Annotated in this window: 19 protein-coding genes and 1 tRNA gene; 12 read left to right on the top strand and 8 right to left on the bottom strand. The window is 51.1% G+C overall.

The genetic code is table 11. The features are described 5' to 3' along the window. Window positions 1-54 precede the first annotated feature (54 nt). From ACVB80_RS02310 to ACVB80_RS02280, 7 genes are all read left to right on the top strand, one after another. Complete coding sequence (locus tag ACVB80_RS02310; protein ID WP_481079639.1) at window positions 55-1224, top strand: DUF5692 family protein; 1170 nt, start codon at window positions 55-57, stop codon at window positions 1222-1224. An 80-nt stretch (window positions 1225-1304) separates the two neighbouring features. After that, the gene (locus ACVB80_RS02305; RefSeq protein WP_481079638.1) at window positions 1305-2180 is read left to right on the top strand and encodes a hypothetical protein; all 876 of its coding nucleotides are present in this window, start codon (window positions 1305-1307) and stop codon (window positions 2178-2180) included. Window positions 2181-2264: 84 nt separating this feature from the next. Then, complete coding sequence (locus ACVB80_RS02300; protein WP_481079637.1) at window positions 2265-2831, top strand: chalcone isomerase family protein; 567 nt, start codon at window positions 2265-2267, stop codon at window positions 2829-2831. A 114-nt stretch (window positions 2832-2945) separates the two neighbouring features. After that, on the top strand, window positions 2946-3527 hold the full coding sequence (locus ACVB80_RS02295; RefSeq protein ID WP_481079636.1) for a HupE/UreJ family protein: 582 nt from the start codon (window positions 2946-2948) through the stop codon (window positions 3525-3527). A gap of 63 nt (window positions 3528-3590) precedes the next feature. Further along, entirely contained in the window at window positions 3591-4295 is a 705-nt protein-coding gene (hypB, locus tag ACVB80_RS02290) for a hydrogenase nickel incorporation protein HypB (RefSeq protein WP_481079635.1), read from the top strand. Then, window positions 4288-6978: an FAD-dependent oxidoreductase gene (locus tag ACVB80_RS02285; RefSeq protein ID WP_481079634.1), complete on the top strand. Its 2691-nt coding sequence runs from the start codon at window positions 4288-4290 to the stop codon at window positions 6976-6978. Before hypB ends, ACVB80_RS02285 begins: the two co-directional genes overlap by 8 nt. A 69-nt stretch (window positions 6979-7047) precedes the next feature. Next, window positions 7048-7389: a hydrogenase maturation nickel metallochaperone HypA/HybF gene (locus ACVB80_RS02280; protein WP_481079633.1), complete on the top strand. Its 342-nt coding sequence runs from the start codon at window positions 7048-7050 to the stop codon at window positions 7387-7389. Between the two features lie 102 nt (window positions 7390-7491). Here ACVB80_RS02280 and ACVB80_RS02275 read toward each other — a convergent pair whose 3' ends face one another. Both ACVB80_RS02275 and ACVB80_RS02270 read right to left on the bottom strand, forming a co-directional pair. Continuing rightward, the gene (locus ACVB80_RS02275; protein ID WP_481079632.1) at window positions 7492-8235 is read right to left on the bottom strand and encodes a TetR/AcrR family transcriptional regulator; all 744 of its coding nucleotides are present in this window, start codon (window positions 8233-8235) and stop codon (window positions 7492-7494) included. Between the two features lie 278 nt (window positions 8236-8513). Next, the gene (locus ACVB80_RS02270) at window positions 8514-9452 is read right to left on the bottom strand and encodes a sensor domain-containing diguanylate cyclase (RefSeq protein ID WP_481079631.1); all 939 of its coding nucleotides are present in this window, start codon (window positions 9450-9452) and stop codon (window positions 8514-8516) included. Window positions 9453-9628: 176 nt separating this feature from the next. Here ACVB80_RS02270 and guaD point away from each other — a divergent pair, with 176 nt between their 5' ends. Both guaD and ACVB80_RS02260 read left to right on the top strand, forming a co-directional pair. Next, on the top strand, window positions 9629-10939 hold the full coding sequence (gene guaD, locus ACVB80_RS02265; protein WP_481079630.1) for a guanine deaminase: 1311 nt from the start codon (window positions 9629-9631) through the stop codon (window positions 10937-10939). Window positions 10940-11045: 106 nt separating this feature from the next. Further along, a complete protein-coding gene (locus ACVB80_RS02260; protein ID WP_481079629.1) occupies window positions 11046-11642 on the top strand; it encodes a hypothetical protein in 597 nt (198 codons plus the stop codon). Between the two features lie 296 nt (window positions 11643-11938). Here the strand turns inward: ACVB80_RS02260 and ACVB80_RS02255 are convergent, their stop codons facing one another. Continuing rightward, complete coding sequence (locus tag ACVB80_RS02255) at window positions 11939-12193, bottom strand: hypothetical protein (RefSeq protein WP_481079628.1); 255 nt, start codon at window positions 12191-12193, stop codon at window positions 11939-11941. Between the two features lie 432 nt (window positions 12194-12625). Beyond that, a tRNA-Ser gene (locus ACVB80_RS02250) sits at window positions 12626-12716 on the bottom strand. A gap of 442 nt (window positions 12717-13158) precedes the next feature. Between ACVB80_RS02250 and ACVB80_RS02245 the strand changes: the two genes are divergently transcribed. After that, entirely contained in the window at window positions 13159-13848 is a 690-nt protein-coding gene (locus tag ACVB80_RS02245; protein WP_481079627.1) for a MaoC family dehydratase, read from the top strand. Window positions 13849-13905: 57 nt separating this feature from the next. On the opposite strand, the gene ACVB80_RS02240 is transcribed toward ACVB80_RS02245, so the two are convergent. After that, window positions 13906-14718, bottom strand: coding sequence for a phosphate ABC transporter substrate-binding protein (locus ACVB80_RS02240; RefSeq protein WP_481079626.1), 813 nt, complete (start codon window positions 14716-14718; stop codon window positions 13906-13908). A 172-nt stretch (window positions 14719-14890) separates the two neighbouring features. Between ACVB80_RS02240 and ACVB80_RS02235 the strand changes: the two genes are divergently transcribed. Next, window positions 14891-15250: a DUF3024 domain-containing protein gene (locus ACVB80_RS02235; RefSeq protein WP_481079625.1), complete on the top strand. Its 360-nt coding sequence runs from the start codon at window positions 14891-14893 to the stop codon at window positions 15248-15250. An 81-nt stretch (window positions 15251-15331) separates the two neighbouring features. On the opposite strand, the gene ACVB80_RS02230 is transcribed toward ACVB80_RS02235, so the two are convergent. Continuing rightward, on the bottom strand, window positions 15332-16159 hold the full coding sequence (locus tag ACVB80_RS02230) for a helix-turn-helix domain-containing protein (protein WP_481079624.1): 828 nt from the start codon (window positions 16157-16159) through the stop codon (window positions 15332-15334). Between the two features lie 212 nt (window positions 16160-16371). Beyond that, window positions 16372-18366, bottom strand: coding sequence for an exoribonuclease II (gene rnb, locus ACVB80_RS02225; protein ID WP_481079623.1), 1995 nt, complete (start codon window positions 18364-18366; stop codon window positions 16372-16374). 359 nt (window positions 18367-18725) lie between these two features. On the opposite strand from rnb, the gene ACVB80_RS02220 reads away from it, so the two are divergent. After that, window positions 18726-20579, top strand: a complete 1854-nt coding sequence (locus tag ACVB80_RS02220; RefSeq protein WP_481079622.1) for a DEAD/DEAH box helicase — start codon at window positions 18726-18728, stop codon at window positions 20577-20579. 70 nt (window positions 20580-20649) lie between these two features. Here the strand turns inward: ACVB80_RS02220 and ACVB80_RS02215 are convergent, their stop codons facing one another. Next, a complete protein-coding gene (locus ACVB80_RS02215; RefSeq protein WP_481079621.1) occupies window positions 20650-21651 on the bottom strand; it encodes an AraC family transcriptional regulator in 1002 nt (333 codons plus the stop codon). Window positions 21652-21806 lie beyond the last annotated feature (155 nt).

Raw genomic sequence — 21806 nt, 5'->3', positions numbered from 1 at the left:
CTGAGCAGGTGCCTGCGGGCACCTGACATGAAGAAGCAGACGAGAGTATCGGATATGAAACTCAATATTAAACATTTTACAGCGGCCCTGTTTGCTGCGCTGCTGATGCTGGCCTCTGTTGTGATGCCGGTGAATGCTGCAGAGCAGATGTCGCTGAACCCGGCAGGGGAAACCTGGCAGGGTACAAGGGACGGTAAACCAGGTGAAGGCAGCCTGTTCTACCGGCTGGAATTTGAAGAAGGCGGCAACGTTCTGGTTACTAAGCAGTCAGGCGGTTTTAACAAAACTGAGCAGCAGGACTGGCGCGTTAAGGATGGGATTGTCACCATCTCAAGCCGTGAAGGTAATGAAATCAAGGATTTCGATGGCGCAGTCATGACGGTAAAAGACAGTGAAGAGCTGCGTTTTACCCTGGAAGATGACGGTTTCAATATCCATAAATGGTATCAGTGGCGCTCATGGCTGCACGTAACCTTTGTACTGTTTGGCCTGATGGCACTTAATGAGCTGTGTCGCCGTAACAAGAACATCAACTACCTGTTCTGGTTTGTACTGCCGATTGTGCTTATCCCATTGTGGAGCAGCTACGGCGTGACCTATTGGTTTAAGTGGGTCAAACTCTACTCGGTGGTTGGCGCAGCAGCGCTGTTCACTCTGATCCGATTTACCAAAGTCGGGGATATGAAGTGGGCCAAGTTCGGCGCGGCGGCTTTCCTTGCCATCAACATTTCTGAAGCCGTAATGCAGGACTTCAGTATGGGCAACCTGGCGAACATTCTGAATGCGATTGGTGGTGTGCTGTCGATTATTACTCTGGCGGGCTGGGCGCAGATTGCCGCAGACAAGAGTAAAGAGCGCGACATGATTTGGCCGGCGATGACTTCATTCTGGATTATTGCCTATGACGTCTGGAATATCGTGTTTGTATATCTCAACTTCCCGGGTTCAGCGACCGCGCAATTAATGGTTCTGATCGCAGCCACGCTTCCAGCTATTTATATCAAGAAAGGTACCTGGCTACAGGCCCGTGCATTTACCCTGGCAGGTTCATTTATGTATTACTTCACGTGCCCGTTCATGTACGAAAGTAATGTGGTAATGATGCCACGTAATGATGAATTAATGCTGCTGGCCGGTCTTTCAAGCTTCGTAATTAATGGTGTTTACGCATACATATTCTTTAGTAAGAAATGGAAACTTCGTCAGCAGGTAGCGAACGCATAAATAAAAAACAGAGCGGCTGTATATAAAGGCCGCTCCAGGAAACAAAACTTTCAATATTTAAAAATCCAACAGGTGAAAACATGAAAATGAAAACCCTTGCCATTGCAGTGATGGCTATGACCGCTCCTGGTCTGTGTCTGGCAGCTGAAGAAGCGAAAAGCGAAATTGATATGTCTAACCCGACTGACGTTTATACCTCTCTGGGCGTTTCATACGGCAGTGAAGGGATGAATATCAAAGGGCAGCTGATGCTTTCTGAAACCAAAGGTGAATCTGGCCAAAAAACTGGTGTGATCCTGGAAGCCAAAAACATTTTTAACGAGGGTGATAAGACCCCTAAGTTCTCCGGCACCGTTGCTCACCCACAATACGGCCTGGTTCCTACTTTTAATGATGAAACCAGCAAGAGCTCTTACCGCCTTCGCTTTGGCACCATCAATACCACCAACGGTACCGGCTGGTCGATTGATGCCGCGATTGGTGAGCACCCGTTCTACGGCACCATGACTGCGGTGCAGGTTGGTCCGGTGATGACGATTCCGGTAACGGATGACTTCTACATCTTCCCGGTTCTGTATGTGGGTGGTGTGATTGTGGAAGACAACCTGGACCTGCTGGCCAAGTCCGGCCTGGATCCAAAAACCGCAGGTGCCCTGAGTCTTCGCAGCAGCGGGGTTGATGTGGCATCCCTGATCATGACAGGTATGGCTTATGCGCGTTACACCATCAACGATAACTGGTGGGTACTGGGCAGCGCGCGATACACCGGTTCCATTCAGGGCAAGAGCTGGGATGCGGATGTGCTCGATGGCGGTATGGAGATGGCGAGTGTAGAAGGTGAGCTTTCTCTGGCTTACCAGTTTACCAGCCACCAGAACGTGCGATTTAACTACAAGTCGGACAACAGTGACGCGACCGATGACAGCTACTGGGTAGAGTTTAACTACGCGTTTTAACCGGCAGGCACCGTACTGCGGTTGCCTTTATTTCCTTACCCGTACCGGCAGGGAGCCGGTACGGCCCAAACAAGGGTATATACCATGAATAAAAACGCTTTGCTGCTTGGTGCAGCGTGTCTCTTTTCTCTGCCTGCCATGGCTGATACAGAAGTGTCCGGTGTAACGCTGCCGGGCACGATTTCCCTGGACGGGGCTGAGATGACCTTTAACGGCGCGGGTGTGCGCAGTAAGTTCTTTGTCGACCTTTACGTGGGTTCTCTGTTTACGCCGGCGCTGATGTCGGATTCAGAGCAGGTGCTGGCCAGTGATAAGCCGGTGGCGATTCGTCTCAACATCACTTCGGGAATGATCACTTCGAAGAAAATGACCGAAGCAGTGTATGACGGCTTTGAGCTGGCAACCAATGGCAATATCGACCCGCTGAAATCCAGCATTGAATCCTTCCTGACCGCCTTCGATGAGCCGATTGAAGAAGGCGATCAGTTTACTTTTCTGAGCGTGCCGCAAAAAGGCATCGTGGCGTACAAAAACGGTAACGAACTGTCGGTCACGCCGGGTGAGGAGTTCCGCCGTGCGGTGCTGGCGATCTGGCTGGGAGATAAGCCAACCGATGAAGATCTGAAAGAGGATATGCTCAGCCAGTCATAGATTGGCGTATGGCCGCAGGCGGTTTTGGCGTTCAGCCTGCGGCCTTTTTTCAGAGTGAAAACCAATAATTTCGGACGTTCAGATTATTGGTTTTTACTTTAATAAGGACGCACTATGAAAATGAAAAAGAGCAATCTTGTGTTGCCGGGGACTGTACTGGCACTTTTCCCTTCTCTTGCATCGGCTCACGTGGGTGATCACGGGCTGGTGGACTCCTTTGCCCATGGTTTTCTTCATCCCATTTTAGGTTTCGACCATTTGCTGGTTCTGCTGGCGATGGGGGTTCTCGCGTACACGGCTCCGACCAGAAAACAGAGCATGTTGCTCGCTGGCGGGGTGATCCTGTCGATGTTTGCCGGTGCGGTAGCGGGTGCATTATTTGGTGTTATTGGCGGAATGGAAGCACTGATCCTGGGCTCTGCGTTTGTAGCGGCCGTGGCCATTCTGAAAGCGTACCAAACCCGTTCTGCAACGGGCACAGTGCTGGTGAGCATTTCCATTGGTCTGGTGCTGTTTCACGGCTGGGCACATGGCGCAGAGCTGCACGATATCGGCATGATGCAGTTTATCCCGGGCATGCTGGTCAGTTCAGCGATGCTGGTCGGTATTGGTTATCGCCTGGCTCAGTATCTGCCACAGAAAGTGCTGGCAGCGATGGTGGCTTCAAGTGGTGTGTTACTGGTAGTCGCCGGTTAAAACAAACGGATTTTCTGCCGGGCTGAAAGCTTCAGTCCGGCTTTCATGATTAAAGGCTGAGCAATGGATAATTTTAAAGTTTTAGAGATAAAAGAGAACGTACTGGGCAATAACGACAGAGAGGCAGAGCAGCTGCGTACTGAGCTGAAAGAGCGCGGGCAGTTTCTTCTGAACCTGATGTCTTCACCTGGCGCGGGGAAAACCACTACCCTGGTGAGCACTATCGGGCAGCTGAAAGAGAGGCTTTCCGTGGGCGTGATGGAAGCAGATATCGACTCGGATGTCGACGCTAAAACTATCTCCGAAACTGGCGCAAAAGTGATCCAGCTGCATACCGGTGGCATGTGTCACCTGGATGCCAGTATGACACGTCAGGGTCTTTCCGGGCTGGAAGCAGACGGCCTGGACCTGGTGATCCTGGAGAACGTTGGTAACCTGGTGTGTCCGGCGGAGTTTGATACCGGCGCATCGATGAACGCCATGATCCTGAGTGTGCCGGAAGGAGACGACAAGCCACTGAAGTACCCATTGATGTTCTCCATTTGTGATGTGCTGCTGGTGAACAAAATCGATGCTATGGAGTACTTTAATTTTGACTTTGAAGTGCTGGAAGCGCGCGTTAAACGGCTGAATCCAAACATTACCATTATCCCTGTGTCCGCCAAAACCGGCGAAGGGGTTGATGTCTGGGCTGACTGGCTGGTGAACACGGTTGCCAAATGGCAAGAGAAAGCGCCGCAGCCGGATGGGGAGGCCTGTCATGGTTAAGGATAAAGTACTCGATCTGGCCAATAAGATCAGCCGCACCAAACGGGGCTCTTCTTCGGGTGTCACTGTTGATGACCCGGAATACAAAATTCTGGAACCGATCATCTCTGAAGAGGTAGCGGAAGCCACCCTGTGCCTTGAGCTGAGAGAGCCAAGAAGCGCAGCAGAAATCGCGCCGATGTGCGGAAAAACCGTTGAGGAAACGGAGAAGCTGTTGTGGGAATCAGCGGTTGCCGGCACTGCGTTTGTGAATGAAATCGACGGGGTGGACAAGTACTGGATTGATGTCTGGGTACCGGGCCACATGGAGATGATCGTTAATAACAAAGAGCTGATCGCCAAATACCCACAGCTGGGTGCAGCGTTTGATGAGTTCGGCAAGAAGAAAGGCCCGCTGGCGGCGGGCAACATCCCGGTTGGCTCGGGGCCGATGCGGGTGATCCCGATTGAAACGGCCATTGATGGCAGCAGCCGCAGTGCTTCTTATGAAGAGGTATCGAAATACCTTAATGACAACGATACTTTCTCAATCTCAGACTGTGCCTGCCGTACTTCCCGTGAAGCCATGGGCGAGGGCTGTGGTCATCTGAAAGAAGATATGTGTATTCAGATGGGTCATGCGGCGGAGTATTACATCCGCACCGGGCGTGGCCGAAAGGTCACCCGTGATGAAGCGTTTGAGGTGATCAAAAAGGCCGAAGCCAACGGCCTGATGCACAGCATTCCCAATCTTGATGGTTCGGGCAAAACCCACGCTATCTGTAACTGCTGCGGCTGTGGCTGTTTTGCCCTGCGTCTTGCTGAGATGTGGCAGAATCCGGATATGGTGCGCTCCAACTATGTGGTTAAAGTGGACAAGCAGAAGTGTGTGGCTTGTGGTGAGTGTGTGGAAGCGTGTCCGACCAATGCGCTGAAACTGGGCCAGAAACTGTGTGGCACCGCAGCCCAGCCTCAGCCGAGAACGGATTTCCCATACGACCAGGAGTGGGGCGAGGATAAATGGAACCCGGATTACCGGCTGAACAAGGCGGTAGTAGCCGAAGGTGGTACCAGTCCGTGTAAAGCAGAATGCCCGGCGCACATTGGTATTCAGGGCTATATCAAGCTGGCTTCTCAGGGCAAGTATTCAGAAGCGCTGGAGCTTATCAAGCACGAGAATCCATTCCCGGCGGTGTGTGGCCGGATTTGTCCGAAGAAGTGCGAATCTGACTGTACCCGGGGCGACATTGATGACCCGATCGCCATCGATGATATCAAGAAGTTCATCGCCCAGCAGGATATGAATGCAGAGCATCGCTTCGTTCCGCAGATCAAAGCCAGTTACGACAAGAAGATCGCGGTGATCGGCGGTGGCCCGGCCGGGCTGTCCTGTGCGTATTTTCTTGCGGTCGAAGGTTACCCTGTCACGGTGTTCGAGCGGCAGCCGGTGCTCGGTGGCATGCTGGCACTCGGGATCCCTTCATACAGGCTGGAAAAAGACGTCATCAGCTCCGAAATTGACGTGCTCAGGGAGCTGGGGGTGACTTTTAAAACCGGTGTGGATGTCGGAAAAGATACGACTCTGGATGAGCTTCGCGCCGAAGGCTATCAGGCATTCTACCTGGCGGTGGGTGCGCAGGGCGGGCGTCGTCTGGGGATTGAAGGTGAAGATGCCACTGGCGTAATGAGTGGCGTGGACTTTCTGCGCGAGGTTAACCTTGGCGAGCGCAGCACGCTGGGTGGAAAAACCGTGGTGATCGGCGGTGGTAATGTTGCCATTGATGTGGCGAGAACCGCTGTGCGCCTGGAAGGGGATAGCGTCAGCCTATACTGTCTTGAAGCGGCTGGTGAAATGCCGGCGCACCAGGAAGAAGTGGACGAAGCACTGGAGGAGGAAGTCGGGATTAATAACGGCTGGGGTCCAAAACGTATCGTCAGTGAGCATGGCCGGGTGACCGGAGTTGAGTTCCAGAAATGTTTGTCGGTCTTTGATGAGCAGGGGCGCTTTAATCCGTGCTTTGACCCGGATGAAGTCCGGCTGGTGGAAGCGGATAATGTGCTGTTGTCGGTTGGTCAGGTGATTGAATGGGGCGAATTGCTGACAGGAAGTCAGGCGGAGCTCAACCCGAATCAGACAATCCGCGCCGATGAAGCAACTTTTCAGACCGCTCAGCCGGATGTCTTTGCCGGTGGTGATGCCCTGACGGGGCCGGCGTTTGCCATTGATGCTATTGCCCAGGGCAAGGAGGGTGCGATTTCTGTTCACCGTTTTGTGCAGCATGGTCAGAGTCTGGTGCTGGGACGGATTAAACGCGATTATCGCTCGTTTGACAAGCAGGTGCTGGAGCTTGGCGGTTATGACAATGCCAGCCGTCAGACCATAGCGCATGTGGACGGTAAACAGGCCAGACAGACTTTCCGCGATCTGCGGGATACTTTTACCGAAGAGCAGGTGAAAGCGGAAACCGAGCGCTGCCTTGGCTGTGGCGTTGCGGTTGCGGATGAGTTTATGTGCGTCGGATGCGGGGCCTGTACTACCCGCTGTAAGTTTGACGCCATTTCTCTGGAGCGGGCCTATGATGCCGAGGGCGTGGATCTTAAGGATGTGAAGAAGACCATCATTAAGTATGCACTGAAGCGTAAGGTTAAAATCGCGGTGAAAAAGCCGTTTCGTCAAATCAAAGCAGCGTTTTTAACCCGCTGAGTCAGAGGCGTTTTCAACACGCCCTAATATGCCGGGGCGCTGTCCCCGGCTTTTTAACGGAGTCTGACTATGCATGAACTTGGCGTGGTAATGGAAGTAATTCGCACGGTTGACCGGTTTGCACGTCAGAATGGCGTTTCAAAGGTGGACACCATAGTGCTGCAAATCGGCGAGCTCTCTTCAGTAGTGCCGCAGTTTATCGAGGCCTGCTACCCGGCGGCGGTAGACGGCACGCCTTATGAAAATACCCGGCTTAAGATTGAAAGGCTGCCAGCCAATGCGCTGTGTAAAGGATGCCACAAGGTATTTAATGTGATTGAGCATCGTTCCGGCTGTCCTCACTGCCAGAGTGAAGAGTGGGGCTTACTTGGGGGGCGGGAGTTTATGATTAAGGAGATAGTGGCCTGCTAAAGGCCAGAATACAGAAATCAGAGACGAGATACGGGAGGCTGGTCAAAGAGATCTTGATTTCGTCTTTGCTCTTCGTCCCCCGTCCCTCTTAATCTCGTATCTCTATTTACCTTTTCCCAAGAACTCATCATAACGGCGGATCAGGGAACGCTGATCTGTGTCACCTCTTTTCATCAGGGTCCGTTCTTCACTGTCACCTTTTTCTTCCAGTTCGTTTTTAAGAGCACGGTATTCAGCTTTCAGACTATCAAATGTCGGCTTACCCTTTTTTGTCGAATAAGGGCTGAGCAGGGCGATCATTTTCAATACCCCCTGGGATACGGCAGCGCGTGAGATAGACTGGTTTCGGGTGTTAACCATCCAGGAGGTGATCCAGAAACCGGCGACCAGCCTCATCAGCTCAACCAGATCATCAATGTCATCATTGTCGATGGCGATGATACCTTCTTTCTTAAGGCGAAGCAGCGAGGTGCGCGCACGCTCACTGAGTTGTTTATGGCTGGCCTGATACTGCTGGTGTAGTGTTTCATCACGGATAACAATATCTCGTACACTGGCGTGAAAAAAACGAAAGCGCCAGATACCATCAAAAATCTGGTCACAGTAGAGGCGGAGAAACTCGCCAGCAGAAATATTATCGTCAGCGGGATGGAAAGACTCATCCATATAGCAGATATATTCCTGAAAAATGGACTTGATAATGTCTTCTTTATTTCTGAAGTGATAGTAGAGGTTACCCGGGCTGATACCGAGATGAGCAGCGATATGATTGGTAGTAACAGCTCGTTCGCCGTGCTGATTAAACAGCTCCAGGCTTGCATAGATTATTTTATCGCGGGTTTTCATTATCCCTTCCAGACAGGCTATAGAATTATTATAAGAATCGCTGTCAGGAGAAACTCAGAAGAGAACACCAGATGGGGTGTCGAACCTGCAGCGATATTACGTGCATCATGGCAAGCGTTTCGGTTGAGTATACTGCTTGCAGGCTGCCCCGTCATCTTCGGATATTGGCATATAAGATTGTGCCCGGCTGAGTTCACAAATTACCCGTTATGCAACAGGTTTGACCGGGAGGCGGTAAGCAGACTGTTTCCCCGGTAGTTTGGGGAAACTATCTCCGCTTATATCTTCTGTTTGCTCTCTACTGCCTGAGATGAAATCCGGTTGCGCCCCTCACTTTTCGCTTTATAGAGCATGCTGTCGGCAACGGAGTACAAATCCAGCATTTCAGAGCCGATTCCGGGTGTTGTAGTGGCGATACCTATGCTGACCGTTATTTGTTTTGGTGCTTCTTCAGAATCATCTTCGGGCAGAGCGATCTCCCGTATTGAACGCAATATATCGTCTGCGATTTCAAGGGCTGTTTTTAAGCGGGTTTCACCCAGAAGCAGGGCAAACTCATCACCTCCGAGCCGGGCGCATAAGTCCCACGGACGCCTGGCGTGAGTCTGCATGATTTCGGCCACAGTAGTCAGACACTTATCACCGGATTGATGGCCGAAACAGTCGTTGATCAGTTTAAAGTGGTCGATATCAACAAGGGCCAGGGATAGTGGGCGTTGCCGCCGCATATGTTCTTTCCACTGGGTCAGGAAAAACTCATCGAACTTGGAACGGTTGGCAGCCTGCGTCAGCGGGTCAAGTGTTGCCAGCCAGGCCAGTTTATCCTCAGCCTGTTTACGTTCGGTGATGTTGAGATGAGCGATAACGACGAACCTGCCCTGTTCGGTATTGATTGTCGTCACCCGCATCATAAACCAGCGTTTAGACTTTGGACCGTGACAGGGATACTCGAAAACAAAGCCGGGCACATTTCCGGCAAGGACTTCTCTCAGCCCTTTAGCAACGTTTGCAGCGTCTTCGTCACCCTGTGAGGCAGAGCGTTCACATACCGCCAGATAGTTATCCCCCTGCCAGCAGTGATTGCCACCCTGATTGGTTTCTCCGAACTCCTGCCAGCTCTGGTTGACGAACACGATCTCACCCTCTGAGTCGATAATGGCCAGCTGCTCTGGCAGGGAGTCGAGAGCAATACGAAAGAAGTTGTCTGTGTTGTCCATAAGATAGCCCCGGTTTACTGACGTGCCTGCTTGTTCATGACTCTCTTAAGCGTAGCTGAGGCGGGCAAATTAAGTGCACTGCGTTGCTTAAAAAAATCGCTGGTGGACAGGTAAGTTTGTGGCGTGCCTTTTGGGGTGAATTATAGTTAAAGAGTAAGCGTTGGAAGGAGTCAGCTATGAAATCCGCATCGTCTGTGAGCATTCGTTCAGCCTTTCTTCATTTTACTGAAGATCCGCTGAAATCAGCCAATCCCGAAGATTCGTATGAGTATCTGCCGGATGGCCTTATGGTTGTAGAGCAGGGCTTAATCTGCGAGCTCAGGCCGTTCAGGGAAGAGGACAATGAGCTGTACCCGGATATTCAGGACATGAGGGGTAAACTGGTGGTTCCCGGCTTTGTTGATGCGCATGTTCATTACCCTCAAACTCAGATGATTGCCGCCTATGGCGAGCAGTTGCTGGAGTGGCTGGAGACCTATACCTTCCCGACAGAAAAAATGTTTGAAGACCCGGCGCACGCCCAGGCCATTGCCACCTTTTTTATCAATGAGCTTTTAAAGAATGGCACCACCAGTGCGCTGGTGTTCTGCACCGTCCATCCCCAGTCCGTGGATGCACTGTTTCAGGCTGCGCAGGATAAGAACCTGCGCCTTATCGCCGGTAAGGTGATGATGGACCGTAATGCGCCGGAGTATCTGCTGGACACTCCGGAAACAGGCTACGCAGACAGTAAAGCGTTGATTGAAAAATGGCACAATCAGGCCCGGCTGCAATACGCGATCACGCCCCGGTTTGCACCAACCTCGACCCCTGAGCAACTGGCACTGGCCGGCAAACTGAAAGCCGAATATCCGGAGGTGTATGTGCACACCCACCTTTCAGAAAACGTGAACGAAGTAGAGTGGGTGACGTCGCTGTTTCCGGGGCACAGCAATTACTTCGATGTGTATCATCACTACGGGCTGACCGGCCCCAAATCCGTGTTTGCTCATTCGATTCATTTAACCCCAGAGGAGTGGCAGGCAATCCGGGACACGGACTCTGTCATTGCCTTTTGTCCAACCTCTAACCTGTTCCTTGGCAGCGGCTTGTTTGATTACGAAAAAGCCGAAGCCAATAACATCCGCGTCGGCCTGGGTACGGACGTTGGTGCGGGCACCAGCTTCTCCCAACTGCAAACCCTTAACGAAGCCTATAAAGTCTTGCAGCTGCAGGGTGAAAAACTCTCCGCCTTTATGGGGTTCTACCTGGCCACCTTAGGCGGAGCAAGAGCGCTCAGCATCGATGATAAAGTAGGTAACTTCATCCCAGGCAAAGAAGCCGATTTTGCAGTGCTCAAATGGCTGGCTACCGATCTGCAAAAACTTCACGCGCAGTACTCGCCCAAGCTGGAAGACCAGTTGTTCGCGCTTATGATGCTGGGGGATGACAGGAATGTTGAGGCGACGTATGTGGCCGGGGTGCGGAGGTATTCAGGGAGCAGTTAAATCGCAAATATACGGCGTCTCCCAGAACAGGCATGAGCCAACGCAAATAACGGCTAATCTTGATGTTGAATATTGCTCTCTTTTTTCCCCAGTGGAGTCCGGCAGAATGAAGCAGCTTTTGATAACTATCATAGCTCTTAGTGTTACGGTAGTTCCGGTACATGCGAACCAATTGAGTGGTGTTTATGTTGGTTATGAAACCAGTATTAACAGCCATATTACAGCCTGTTATGAAGACGATTCTGGCATGAACATTTTTTCAGGAATATGGGGAGGAGGCAGGTGCACAACGGAAAGAACACAAGGCGTTGCTTCAGCATATAGCATCACCGCTGGATACGCTTCACCTGGGGCTGGCAGTATAGGGGGATTTGAAGGAGAGTATCTCTACTTTGATGGTGCATCAGCAGTTTTCATCAATGTTTTCTTAGACGGTCAGATAACACCTCAGCTATATGCAGGACTTTTTGCTGGCCTGGGGCTCTACGATTTGTCCTCGTATGAACCATGTGGTCAGGTCGGTCTGGAGGCCGGTTATGAGATATTGCCGCAGTTGTTCATTGCTGCGAGATATCGTTTGGCTGTAACCGGAGAGCTAAGCAGCTCAAATATCACTACATCTAAAAGCGGTAATAAGGATTCGGTAAGACTGCATCATTATGAGTTTTATATGTTGAGTCTTGGGCTGAAATATTATTTTTAAGGTTTTAACGCCAGCTCGGGAGCGTTTAAGCTTCCCGGGCTGGCGTAGTGATATTTTCATATAAGTTCAGGTTGCTTAAATCCTGCGATCCCCATATCGTTTCAGAGTTTTTTGTTATGGAATTATGCTGTTGTTTCTGCAGGTATGACGACTGCCTGGCTGCCAACTTTCACCAGCTTTCCGTTGTGTTGGGTTAAATATGCCTGAGCTTCTGATTGGGTTGGGAACCATAAAACCGGATAGCCGGCATTACGCAGTTCAATGCTGTATGGCTGCATTTCACCCTGTGGAGATGCCTAGACCATTTTCCGGAACTCAGCCCATGAGCCAGCACCGTTCTCTGCAGCCAGCATATTTAGTATGTGTTTACGCTGAATAATGTTGGTTTTGTTCTTTAACTCAGGCAATGAAATACCTGTCAGAGTTTCAGAGTTGATCAGCCGCCGGAGTACAGGCAGTGATTGCGAAAGCGAGGATGACAGAGCCGCTCTTTGCAGCAGTTTTGCTTCCCGAAGCCACAACTTAAGATCGTTTGTTTCCTGATGACGCATATCGTTCTCCTTATAGTCAGCCTGCTCGCTATCGGCTGTGAGATGATATGCAAGTGAAATGCTTGCAGTGTTATGAGGTAAATGTTGGTACTTTCGTTTTCGCGAGGCAGGTTTCCAACGAACCTGCACAAATAGTACGCTCTCACTTTCACTTAATCAATATTGCCGGCCTTATTTGCTGGCCGTCGCGCATCTTGCCTGGTACATGCATTCAGAACGGACCAGGATTATGTCGCAGTGACGTTTAACGAGCCTGGTGATCAGGACATTGCAGGAATGGCATGGGAATAGAAGGGCTCGGCAGGGATCTTCAACGGCTTCTTCGAATGTGGTGGAGCCAGACAAGGAACAGGGGGGATTAACATCAAATCCCTCTATCCTCGTTCTCAGGACGAAAAAAAGCCGCTGTAAAAACAGCGGCTTCTTAGAATGTGGCGGAGAGATAGGGATTTGAACCCTAGATACGCTATTAACGTATGCCGGTTTTCAAGACCGGTGCTTTCAACCACTCAGCCATCTCTCCGTTGCGGGGCGTATAGTAAGAAACATCCCTTGTTATGTAAAGGATATTTTTAGAAAAAACGGGTCGTTCGATCAAAGGTTAATCAGTCTGATGTTTTTGCTTCCGAAGTGATGTTTTTTTTGCCCGGATGAAGAAGTGAGCCTGTGGGCATATCGTAGTGAAAGCGGAATGCTATTTGCTATGTTTATGAGACAGGGTGGTTTTGACGAAATAGAGTATTTGTTCAGATTTGTGATCTGAGTGGTAGAAATTCTGTAACAAAAACATAATTGCAAAGTTATTAATAAAATATTGTTTTATTGGGTATCTCATTGTTATTTATGGTTAATTGAGAGCTCAGGATACGCGTGTTCGCCCGAAAGAAATTGCCTGTAATCCGGTTTTCATTCAGTATAAGCCTGTGATTCTCCTATGGAGACAGGTATTTTTAGCAAGGTCAGATATGAAAGTTGTTGATATTCTCAAGCATAAAAGTGAAATGTTGGCGAAAAAGCATCCGTTGGATGATTTGCGCGAACTGCGCGATCTGATGTCGCCAACGCTTCGGGAATACTGGAGCGATTTTGTTCACAAAGCTCAGACTCATCAAATCTTTCCGTGGATCCGCGACTACCAGCAGCCGGCGGTGAATGAAGAGAGTGCCAAGCCAGTTATCGTTCTGAGTGAAGATGGCCAGGCGCTGTTTGATGAGCTGCAGCAGCAGATTGGTGAAGAGATTCATGTGGGTGACTGGATCACCGTAGATCAGGAGCGCATTGATGCTTTCGGTAAGGTGACCGAAGATATGCAGTGGATCCACACCGACCCTGAGCGGGCGGCGGGTGAGTCTCCGTTTAAAACCACTATTGCGCATGGGTTCCTGACGCTGTCACTATTGCCGCGTCTGACCGATGCCGTTGATCCGGAAAAGCCTCAGTTCCCGACCGCTAAGATGACGGTTAATGTGGGCATGAACCAGGTGCGTTTTCCTTATCCGGTTAAAGCCGGTAACCGGGTTCGCGCGCGCAGCACACTGTTAAAGGTGACGCCGGTCAGCAAAGGGTTGGAAATCGAACGCGAAATTAAGGTAGAGATCGAAGGCATTCGTCGTCCCGGCTGTGTGGTGGTGTCGGTGATCCGTTTGGTTATCTGATAAGCAGCCTAAAGACAGGAAAAGGAGCCGTTTGGCTCCTTTTCGCGTTTTAGGGGGTTATTTCTTTGCCGGGGTATAGCCGTAATCTGCGATCAATGCCTGGCCCTGGTCAGACAGGATAAATGAAATAAACGATTCGCCGTCTTTGGTGATCTTGTCTTCGTTGTACAGTACCAGGAATGGCCGTGCCAGTTCGTATTTGTTGTTGGCAATCGCTTTAGAGGTTGGCTGCACCCCTTCAAAAGAAATGGCTTTAACCGAGTGGTCTACTGAGCCAAGAGAGACAAAGCCAACAGCCTGTGGGTTGTGGTTTACAATGGTCTTCACCATGCTGTTACTGTTTACCACCAGGTTTTCTGCGCTGATGTCAGACACCATGCGGCCTTTGATAACTCTGGTCAGCCCCAGCAGGCTTTCGAAGCTGTAGCGTGAACCCGATGAGCTTTCACGGGTAACGACCGCGATTTTCTTATCGTTGCCGCCAAGCTGTTTCCAGTTGGTGATTTTGCCCTGATAGATTTGGGTCAGTTCCTCACGGGTCAGGTTGGTTACCGGGTTGGTTTTGTTGATCACGACCGCCAGGCCATCGAACGCGATCGGTGAAACATGAAGTTTTTCATTGTATTCGGCTTCTGTCAGGTAGCGGGAACTCATGCCGATTTCTGCCACGCCTTTGTTGACCATGGTGATACCTGCTGTTGAGCCGATTCCCTGTACTGCAATATAGGTTTCCGGGTGGCTGACATTGTACTGTTCAGCCAGTACGTCCATAACGCGGCCAACCGAGGTGGAACCGGAAATATTGACTTCCTTGGCGGAAACGCCAAATGCCAGAACAGATAAAAGAGTGGCTGCCGCGACTCGAAACATAGATAGACTCCATTTGGGTACAGTAGGGGGGTTAACTGCGCTTTATACTATGTCGTAATGGTTACACTTTTGTTGCAAGGATCGTGATTTACCCAATCCGCTTCTTAAATCACATACAGTGCGGGGTTAAGTGTCTAGAATGTTGACTATAATGGCAAAAAAAGGAAGGCGTATGTTGTGCAGCGACATTGAACGTCAACGGCTGGAGAAACTGGCTCACCGTCTGTGTGAGCAGAGAAATCAGAGCGTTCCGGTGGAACATGGTAAGGCGTATTATGAGTTGATTGAATCCGGAGTAGTGTTTACTAAGGCATTCTTCCTGCTTGATTCCAGCGCGCCAAGTTATTCCTGTCAGGTGGCGAAAATTGAGTTTGAGCCGAACAATCATCACTGGCATCTGTATATCAGTAAACGGGACAGCAGCGGTTTGCAAAAGGTCTGGAGTCAGCATCCGGTTCTGTCCAGCCATTCGGACGTATCTGCGCTGATGAACGTCGTTGAACACGACAGGGAAGACTGTATCTGGTACTGATGTTTTTCCGTTCCCGAATCAAAAACACCTCCGTTCAGGAGGTGTTTTGGTTTCAGAGCCCGGGTTTAACACGCCAGGGTATCAGCTGTGATGCGGACGGAGCGCTTCGCGGTTCCAGTTGATGCGGGCGCGGAACTCTTTTGGTGTGATGCCCTGAACACTCTTGAACGCAGTACTGAAGTGCGCTGCGCTCTTAAAGCCACTCTGGAAAGCGATCTCACAGATAGACTCTGGTGAGGCACGCAGCTGGTTGGCCGCATAGTTGATGCGCTTTTCCTTGAGCAGGTTAGAGAAGGAGAGGCCTTCGGCGGACAGGCGTCGCTTCAGGGTGGCCGGAGACATGCTCAGGCTGCGTGATACCCCTTCCAGCGAGATTTCATCGCGAATGTGCTGCTCGATGTACTGAATCACTTTCTGGCTGACTTTGAGCTCAAAAGAGTTGTGGATCAGTCGGCGAAGGTTAGGATACGTCGCCAGCATTTCACTGATCAGCGAACGGGCCAGCAGTTCGGTGGATTCGGTCGGGCGTTTGTCGCCCATGGTAGTGATCAGCAGATCCAGCAGGGAGTGCGCCATGTAGTGGCTGCTGTCAAAGCTGGCAAACACGTTTTCGCTTTCACCGAACACGTACTCCTGATTGCCGGCAGACAGGCCACGAAGCAGGGCGGTATCCATGTGAACGCCGATGGCGCGGAATTCTTCTTCATCGCCGCGGGTCTGCACGTCAGACAGGGTGGCAATATCCAGCAGGGTAAATTCGCCCTGTTTCAGCTCGCCTTTGATCCCGTCCGGAAAGACAAATGAGGCGTAGCCACTCTGGACATAAAAGATAACCGGATTCGCGGTGTCGTAGCGGTCGCGGTTACGCTGGTAGAACTGAGTAAAGTGCTGAAGGGATAGTTTTGCCATAATGCTGCTCTGTTGTGGTGCTGCTTAGTGTTAATTATTTCTAAGCCGGAGACGAAATCAAGCCGGCGGCGCGGAATTATGATCGATAGCAGGTTTCGATACAAGAGGTGTAAGATACAGTCTAAGCTATTGATAGGAATATACAATTAAACCTTTTGTTCTTTCAGGATAAAAAAACGCCCTCGGTCGAGGGCGTTATTATGTTATTGATTTTACTGTGCTATTTCGACTTTCTCTGGGAGCTCAGGGAATATCTTTGTTGGCTTAGCAACAAGGCTGCGTGTCTCAATATTGACATCAATCAGCACTACTTCCAGGGTATCTGCGAGCTGCCACTCGACTACTTTGTCGATGATCACCTGACCGGTTTCTGCGCTGCATTCGATGCGCTCGCGGTTGTCCATGATCTGTGAGCTCGGGATAAATGCGGTAGCGCCGTTCTCCAGCAGGCGAACACGAACGCCGGCACGGTTTACGTCAAAGACCTCTGCGGTAAAGCGGGTCTCTTCTTTTGGTGCGTTGACGAAAGTACGTGCATACAGCCAGTCACCGACGTTGCGCTCGGCAATCTTATGGTGCTTGCGGTGAAGCGCCAGCTCTTCACCTACGGTCTCGTCCGGTACCTGTACCGGCTCTTTGTCCATGATCAGCGCTTTCAGCATGCGGTGGTTGATCATATCGCCGTATTTACGGATAGGAGAAGTCCACGTCGCGTAGATAGGCAGGCCCATAGCGAAGTGCTCAAGCGGCTGGTTGCCGATTTCGCTGAAAGTCTGGTGTTTACGGATGCGGTTGTCCAGGTACATGGTTTCCTGGTTGCCCAGCCAGCGGCGCAGCTCGGCAAAGCCTTCAAGAGTTGCTACGCTCTCTTCGGTAAACGGCAGTTCACCTTCCGGGTTTACCAGCTCCAGTACGTCTTTCAGCTTCTCTTCTTTAATACCTGCGTGAGTATTGAACACGCCAGTACCGAATTTGGCTTTCAGAGACTCACCGGCACAGATGTTGGCGGTGATCATTGATTCTTCTACCAGACGGTTTGCGCTGCGGCGAGAGTCGGCGTGAATCGCAACTACGTCGTTATCTTCACTCAGCTCAAAGCGGTAGTCCGGGCGGTCCGGGAATACGACTGCGTTCTTTTCACGCCAGTCAGCGCGGGCGAGAGAGAAGGCGTACAGGTCACGTACCACTTCAGCAATTTCGTCGCCTGGCTGCCACTTGTCGCTGCTGCCGGTTTCCAGCCAGTCAGAAACGTGGTCATAAGCCAGACGTGCGTGAGATTTGATGTTTGCTGCAAAGAAGCGGATATCGTCACCGATAACGCCGTCTGCCGATACGGTTACGCTGCAGCAAAGGGCCGGACGCACTTCACCTTCATGCAGGGAACACAGCTCGTCGGCCAGTTCGCGTGGCAGCATTGGAATGTTGCGGCCAGGCAGGTAGATGGTGAAGCCGCGCTCGCGGGCAACTTTGTCCATCTCAGATTCAGGTGCGATGTAGGCCGTTGGATCTGCAATTGCGATGGTCAGCGAGAAGCTGCCATCTTCATTTTTCTTCGCGTGCAGGGCATCGTCCATATCTTTGGTCGATTCGCCGTCGATGGTCACAAACGGCAGGTCAGTCATGTCGATTCGCTCAAGGTCGGCGTCATCGTTCAGCTGCCAGTTGTCGATACCTGCCGGCTCTGAGTTTGGCAGGTCGTTTTGTGCCAGGGTTACCCACCATGGTGCGATTTTGTCGTTGGCGTCGGTGATCTTTTCGGATACTTCCACAAAGAAGTCTTTGTCACCATTTAGCGGGTGGCGCGTCAGGTGAGCCACAACCCAGTCGCCTTCGGCCAGGGTTTCAGGATTCAGGCCTTTCTTTGCTTTGGCTTTCAGTGACAGTCTTTTCAGCTGCGGGTGATCAGGAACGACGTTCAGGCGACCCTTGAACATTTTGATGCGGCCGATAAAGCGGGTCAGTGACTGCTCGAGCAGTTTGTCCGGCTCTGCAACTTCTTTATCCTTTTCGGTACGGATGATGGCTTCAACCTTGTCACCGTGGATACACTTTTTCATGTACGGTGGTGGGATAAAGAAAGAGGTTTTGCTGTCAACTTCCAGGAAACCAAAGCCTTTATCAGTGGCTTTAATCGTGCCTTCTTTCGTTGGCAGGGTTTCTTTGATCTGTTGCTTTAGCTGGGCGAGTAATGGGTTATCTTGAAACATCTTATCTGATCACTGTAAAAATTCTGCCTCACTATAATGTGCAAACTGCCCAAATGCCAGCGTAAAGCCTGCTATGCTTTGTTGAGCCGGGGATTCAGAATGATGTTTTGTTGCGCTTTTTGTCGGCTTTACATTCGATTTTCTCAGTCTTGAACTAATTTTGTGATGAAATTCAATTTTTTCTGGCTTTTTTTATGCTTTTCGGGCAGAATCGCGCTCCCTTAAGAATGTCCCTGCGTGGCTTGATGCGTTTTAATACTGATCGTCATCTGAACGGAGTCAGTCAATCAACTGGATTGGTACTGGAATTGGTAGAGCTGATGGGACCTGGTTTTTTAATTTAATATAGTAGGATCCCAATGCAAGATTCCGAAATGAAGTTCAGTGATTTAGCTCTGAACGATTCCATCCTGTCTGCTCTTGACGCGATGGGTTTTGAGTCCCCAACTCCAATCCAGGCGGCTTCTATCCCGCACCTGATGAAAGGCGTAGATGCGCTGGGTAAGGCGCAAACCGGTACCGGTAAAACTGCTGCTTTCTCTCTTCCTCTGCTTAACAAAATCGATCTGGGTCAGCGTAAGCCACAGGCTATCGTTCTGGCACCAACCCGCGAACTGGCTATCCAGGTTGCAGCAGAAATGAAGAACCTGGGCAAGAACATCAAAGGCCTGAAAGTTCTGGAAATCTACGGTGGTACTTCTATCGTTGATCAGATGCGTGCTCTTAAGAGCGGCGCACACATCGTTGTTGGTACTCCTGGCCGTGTTCAGGACCTGATCAACCGCGAACGCCTGCATCTTGACGAAGTACACACTTTCGTACTGGACGAAGCAGACGAAATGCTGAACATGGGTTTCGTTGATGACGTAACCGAGATCATGGAGCACGCTCCTGAATCAGCACAGCGCGTACTGTTCTCTGCAACCATGCCTCCGATGCTGAAAAACATCGTTGAGCGCTTCCTGCGTGAGCCGGTTACTGTTGACGTTGCTGGTAAAAACCAAACCGTTGCTAAAGTAGAGCAGCAGTTCTGGGTTGTTAAAGGCGTAGAAAAAGACGAAGCAATGATGCGTCTGCTGGAAACCGAAGAGACCGATGCGTCTATCGTGTTTGTTCGTACCCGTCAGGATACCGAGCGTCTGGCTGACTGGCTGAGCGCACGTGGCTTTAAAGCTGCTGCTCTGCACGGTGACATTCCTCAGTCTCTGCGTGAGCGTACTGTTGACCACATCAAACAAGGTGTGATCGATATTCTGGTAGCAACTGATGTTGTTGCACGTGGTCTTGATGTGCCGCGTATCACTCACGTATTCAACTACGACATCCCATTCGATGTTGAGTCATACATCCACCGTATCGGCCGTACCGGTCGTGCTGGCCGTAAAGGTCGTGCGATCCTGCTGGTACGTACTAACCAGCTGCGTATGCTGCGCACCATCGAGCGCGTAACCAAGTCAACTATGGAAGAGATCCAGCTTCCTGAGCGTGACAAAGTAGCAGAAGCTCGTCTGGTTAAACTGGGCACTGAGCTGGAAGCTGAGAAAGAGCACAAAGCTCTGGAGAAATTCACTGAGCTGGTTAAAAAACTGCAGGAATCTCTGGAACTGGATGCGGCTACCCTTGCTGCTATCCTGCTTAAGCGTCAGCAGGGCAAACGTCCTCTGTTCTACGTTGGTCCGGATCCGATGATCGAGGCTATCGAGCGTGATAAGCAGCGTCGTCGTGAGCGTCGCACTGAGCGTCGTGAAGGCTTTGGTGGCGGTAACCAGGACTGGGATACTTACCAGCTGCAGGTTGGCCGTGAGCAGGGTGTTCAGGTTAAAGATATCGTTGGTGCACTGGCAAACGAGCTGGGCCTGACCAAAGGTTCTATCGGTGCGATCAAGCTGGCTCAGGGCCACACTTTCGTACAGCTGCCTAAAGCTATGTCTTCTGACGTTGCTAACAAGCTGCGTAAACTGCGCATCCGTCAGAAAGAAGTGGGCGCGGTAGTATGTGACTTTGATGACTTCCGTGAACCACGTGGTCGTCGCCGTGACGGCGGTCCTCGTCGCGAAGGTGGCGGTTACCGTGGCAACCGCGAAGGCGGCCGTGATTCACGCGGTGGTCGTCGCGAAGGTGGCGAGCGTCGTTTCGATCGCAACCGTGGTGGTGATCACCGTGGCAGCCACCGTGGTGAGCGCGTATCACGCGGTCGTCGCCAGGAAGCGTAAGCACTGCTTATAAGTTAAAGAGAAGCCGGGTTTGAAACCCGGCTTTTTTTATACCCGCAAAATACAGACATCAGGTCTGATGATAGAGATACTGCCTTGGCGTCATGCCGCGGGTTTTCCTGAACATCCGGCTGAAGCTTTCGGTATTGGTATAGCCGAGTGAGCGCGCTACCTGGTCGATATCGTCGGTGTATTTGAACGCGTTAATCGCAACGATGCTCAGCACATAAGAACACACAGTAGTAAAGTTCAGCCCGAGCCCGTTCAGGCGGCGCTGGAACTGCTGTGTCGAAAGGCCGAGCAGGGCAGAGGTTCTCTCCAGGGTCGGCAGGCCAAAGTGACGGCTGTAGTTGATTACCTCAAATACCACTTTGATCTCATCGTAAGGCTGGGGCATATCCAGAAACTCATCCAGGTCGTTAAAGCTGACCGACATTCCGCCGGTATTGAGCCGTGGGCTGAAGGCGCTCTGCTGAAGCTGGGCAGCGTTAAGCCAGACGGTGAGTTCCGGCTGGTTCCATTCCACCGGACAGCCAAAATAGCGTTCATAACGGGCGGTGTCCGGCCGGTTGCCGGGCAGCGTTATCCGGGCCGGGCGAAAGTTCCCCCCCAGATAGTGGCGCAGTACCTTGTTTTGGAATACTGCTACCCGGATGGCATCGTGGACTCTCAGTTCTGCCGGCAGATTAGGATTCCGGTAACTCCATTTCAGGAACTTGCCGGTTTGCGCACCGGCCATATACACCCCTGAACACAAAGACCCCATACCGAAGTTGATACGCCGTATAGTGGCGATTGCGTCTGTTCCGGAAAACATCCAAAGACCGATACTGCCGAGTGATTTCAGGTTCAGGGTCTGGTTCATCTCCAGTGCAAAGTGCGGGCTGGGGTAGCTGCGAATGATCTCTTCATACCAGCGGATCATTTCAGAGCAGGGGATAAGGTTCATCGGGTTGGAAAACACGGAGCCGGGGATGAGAGTGGCCGGAGCGGAGTGCTCATCCCACTGGCAGAGGTGGTTATGCATTTCCTGTAAAAACAGCGAGCGGATAAACAAATGACTGGTGTTCATGGCTAAGTGCTTGATTCGGCTTTATAGCAGCATGATACCCCGCAATCTGGCCCAACACTATTATTGGTTTTGTGAATTTGTCTGGTTGAGTTTTTGCTCATAACAGTTAACATAGGCCGCTGCTGACGGACCAGCATTGATTAATTAATAATAAA

It is taken from the genome of Vibrio sp. 9-16B-A1 (genome assembly GCF_056726165.1).
This window is presented reverse-complemented; position numbering and strand designations above follow the sequence as displayed.

Excerpts from the sequence above, each read along its gene's own strand:
- ACVB80_RS02230 (WP_481079624.1), bottom strand. The coding sequence starts at position 16,159 with ATGGCAAAACTATCCCTTCAGCACTTTACTCAGTTCTACCAGCGTAAC.
- ACVB80_RS02235 (WP_481079625.1), top strand. The coding sequence starts at position 14,891 with ATGTTGTGCAGCGACATTGAACGTCAACGGCTGGAGAAACTGGCTCAC.
- ACVB80_RS02300 (WP_481079637.1), top strand. The coding sequence starts at position 2,265 with ATGAATAAAAACGCTTTGCTGCTTGGTGCAGCGTGTCTCTTTTCTCTG.
- ACVB80_RS02215 (WP_481079621.1), bottom strand. The coding sequence starts at position 21,651 with ATGAACACCAGTCATTTGTTTATCCGCTCGCTGTTTTTACAGGAAATG.
- ACVB80_RS02275 (WP_481079632.1), bottom strand. The coding sequence starts at position 8,235 with ATGAAAACCCGCGATAAAATAATCTATGCAAGCCTGGAGCTGTTTAAT.
- ACVB80_RS02305 (WP_481079638.1), top strand. The coding sequence starts at position 1,305 with ATGAAAATGAAAACCCTTGCCATTGCAGTGATGGCTATGACCGCTCCT.
- guaD (WP_481079630.1), top strand. The coding sequence starts at position 9,629 with ATGAAATCCGCATCGTCTGTGAGCATTCGTTCAGCCTTTCTTCATTTT.
- ACVB80_RS02310 (WP_481079639.1), top strand. The coding sequence starts at position 55 with ATGAAACTCAATATTAAACATTTTACAGCGGCCCTGTTTGCTGCGCTG.
- ACVB80_RS02255 (WP_481079628.1), bottom strand. The coding sequence starts at position 12,193 with ATGCGTCATCAGGAAACAAACGATCTTAAGTTGTGGCTTCGGGAAGCA.
- ACVB80_RS02245 (WP_481079627.1), top strand. The coding sequence starts at position 13,159 with ATGAAAGTTGTTGATATTCTCAAGCATAAAAGTGAAATGTTGGCGAAA.
- ACVB80_RS02295 (WP_481079636.1), top strand. The coding sequence starts at position 2,946 with ATGAAAATGAAAAAGAGCAATCTTGTGTTGCCGGGGACTGTACTGGCA.
- ACVB80_RS02270 (WP_481079631.1), bottom strand. The coding sequence starts at position 9,452 with ATGGACAACACAGACAACTTCTTTCGTATTGCTCTCGACTCCCTGCCA.
- ACVB80_RS02260 (WP_481079629.1), top strand. The coding sequence starts at position 11,046 with ATGAAGCAGCTTTTGATAACTATCATAGCTCTTAGTGTTACGGTAGTT.
- ACVB80_RS02280 (WP_481079633.1), top strand. The coding sequence starts at position 7,048 with ATGCATGAACTTGGCGTGGTAATGGAAGTAATTCGCACGGTTGACCGG.
- rnb (WP_481079623.1), bottom strand. The coding sequence starts at position 18,366 with ATGTTTCAAGATAACCCATTACTCGCCCAGCTAAAGCAACAGATCAAA.
- ACVB80_RS02285 (WP_481079634.1), top strand. The coding sequence starts at position 4,288 with ATGGTTAAGGATAAAGTACTCGATCTGGCCAATAAGATCAGCCGCACC.
- ACVB80_RS02240 (WP_481079626.1), bottom strand. The coding sequence starts at position 14,718 with ATGTTTCGAGTCGCGGCAGCCACTCTTTTATCTGTTCTGGCATTTGGC.
- ACVB80_RS02220 (WP_481079622.1), top strand. The coding sequence starts at position 18,726 with ATGCAAGATTCCGAAATGAAGTTCAGTGATTTAGCTCTGAACGATTCC.
- hypB (WP_481079635.1), top strand. The coding sequence starts at position 3,591 with ATGGATAATTTTAAAGTTTTAGAGATAAAAGAGAACGTACTGGGCAAT.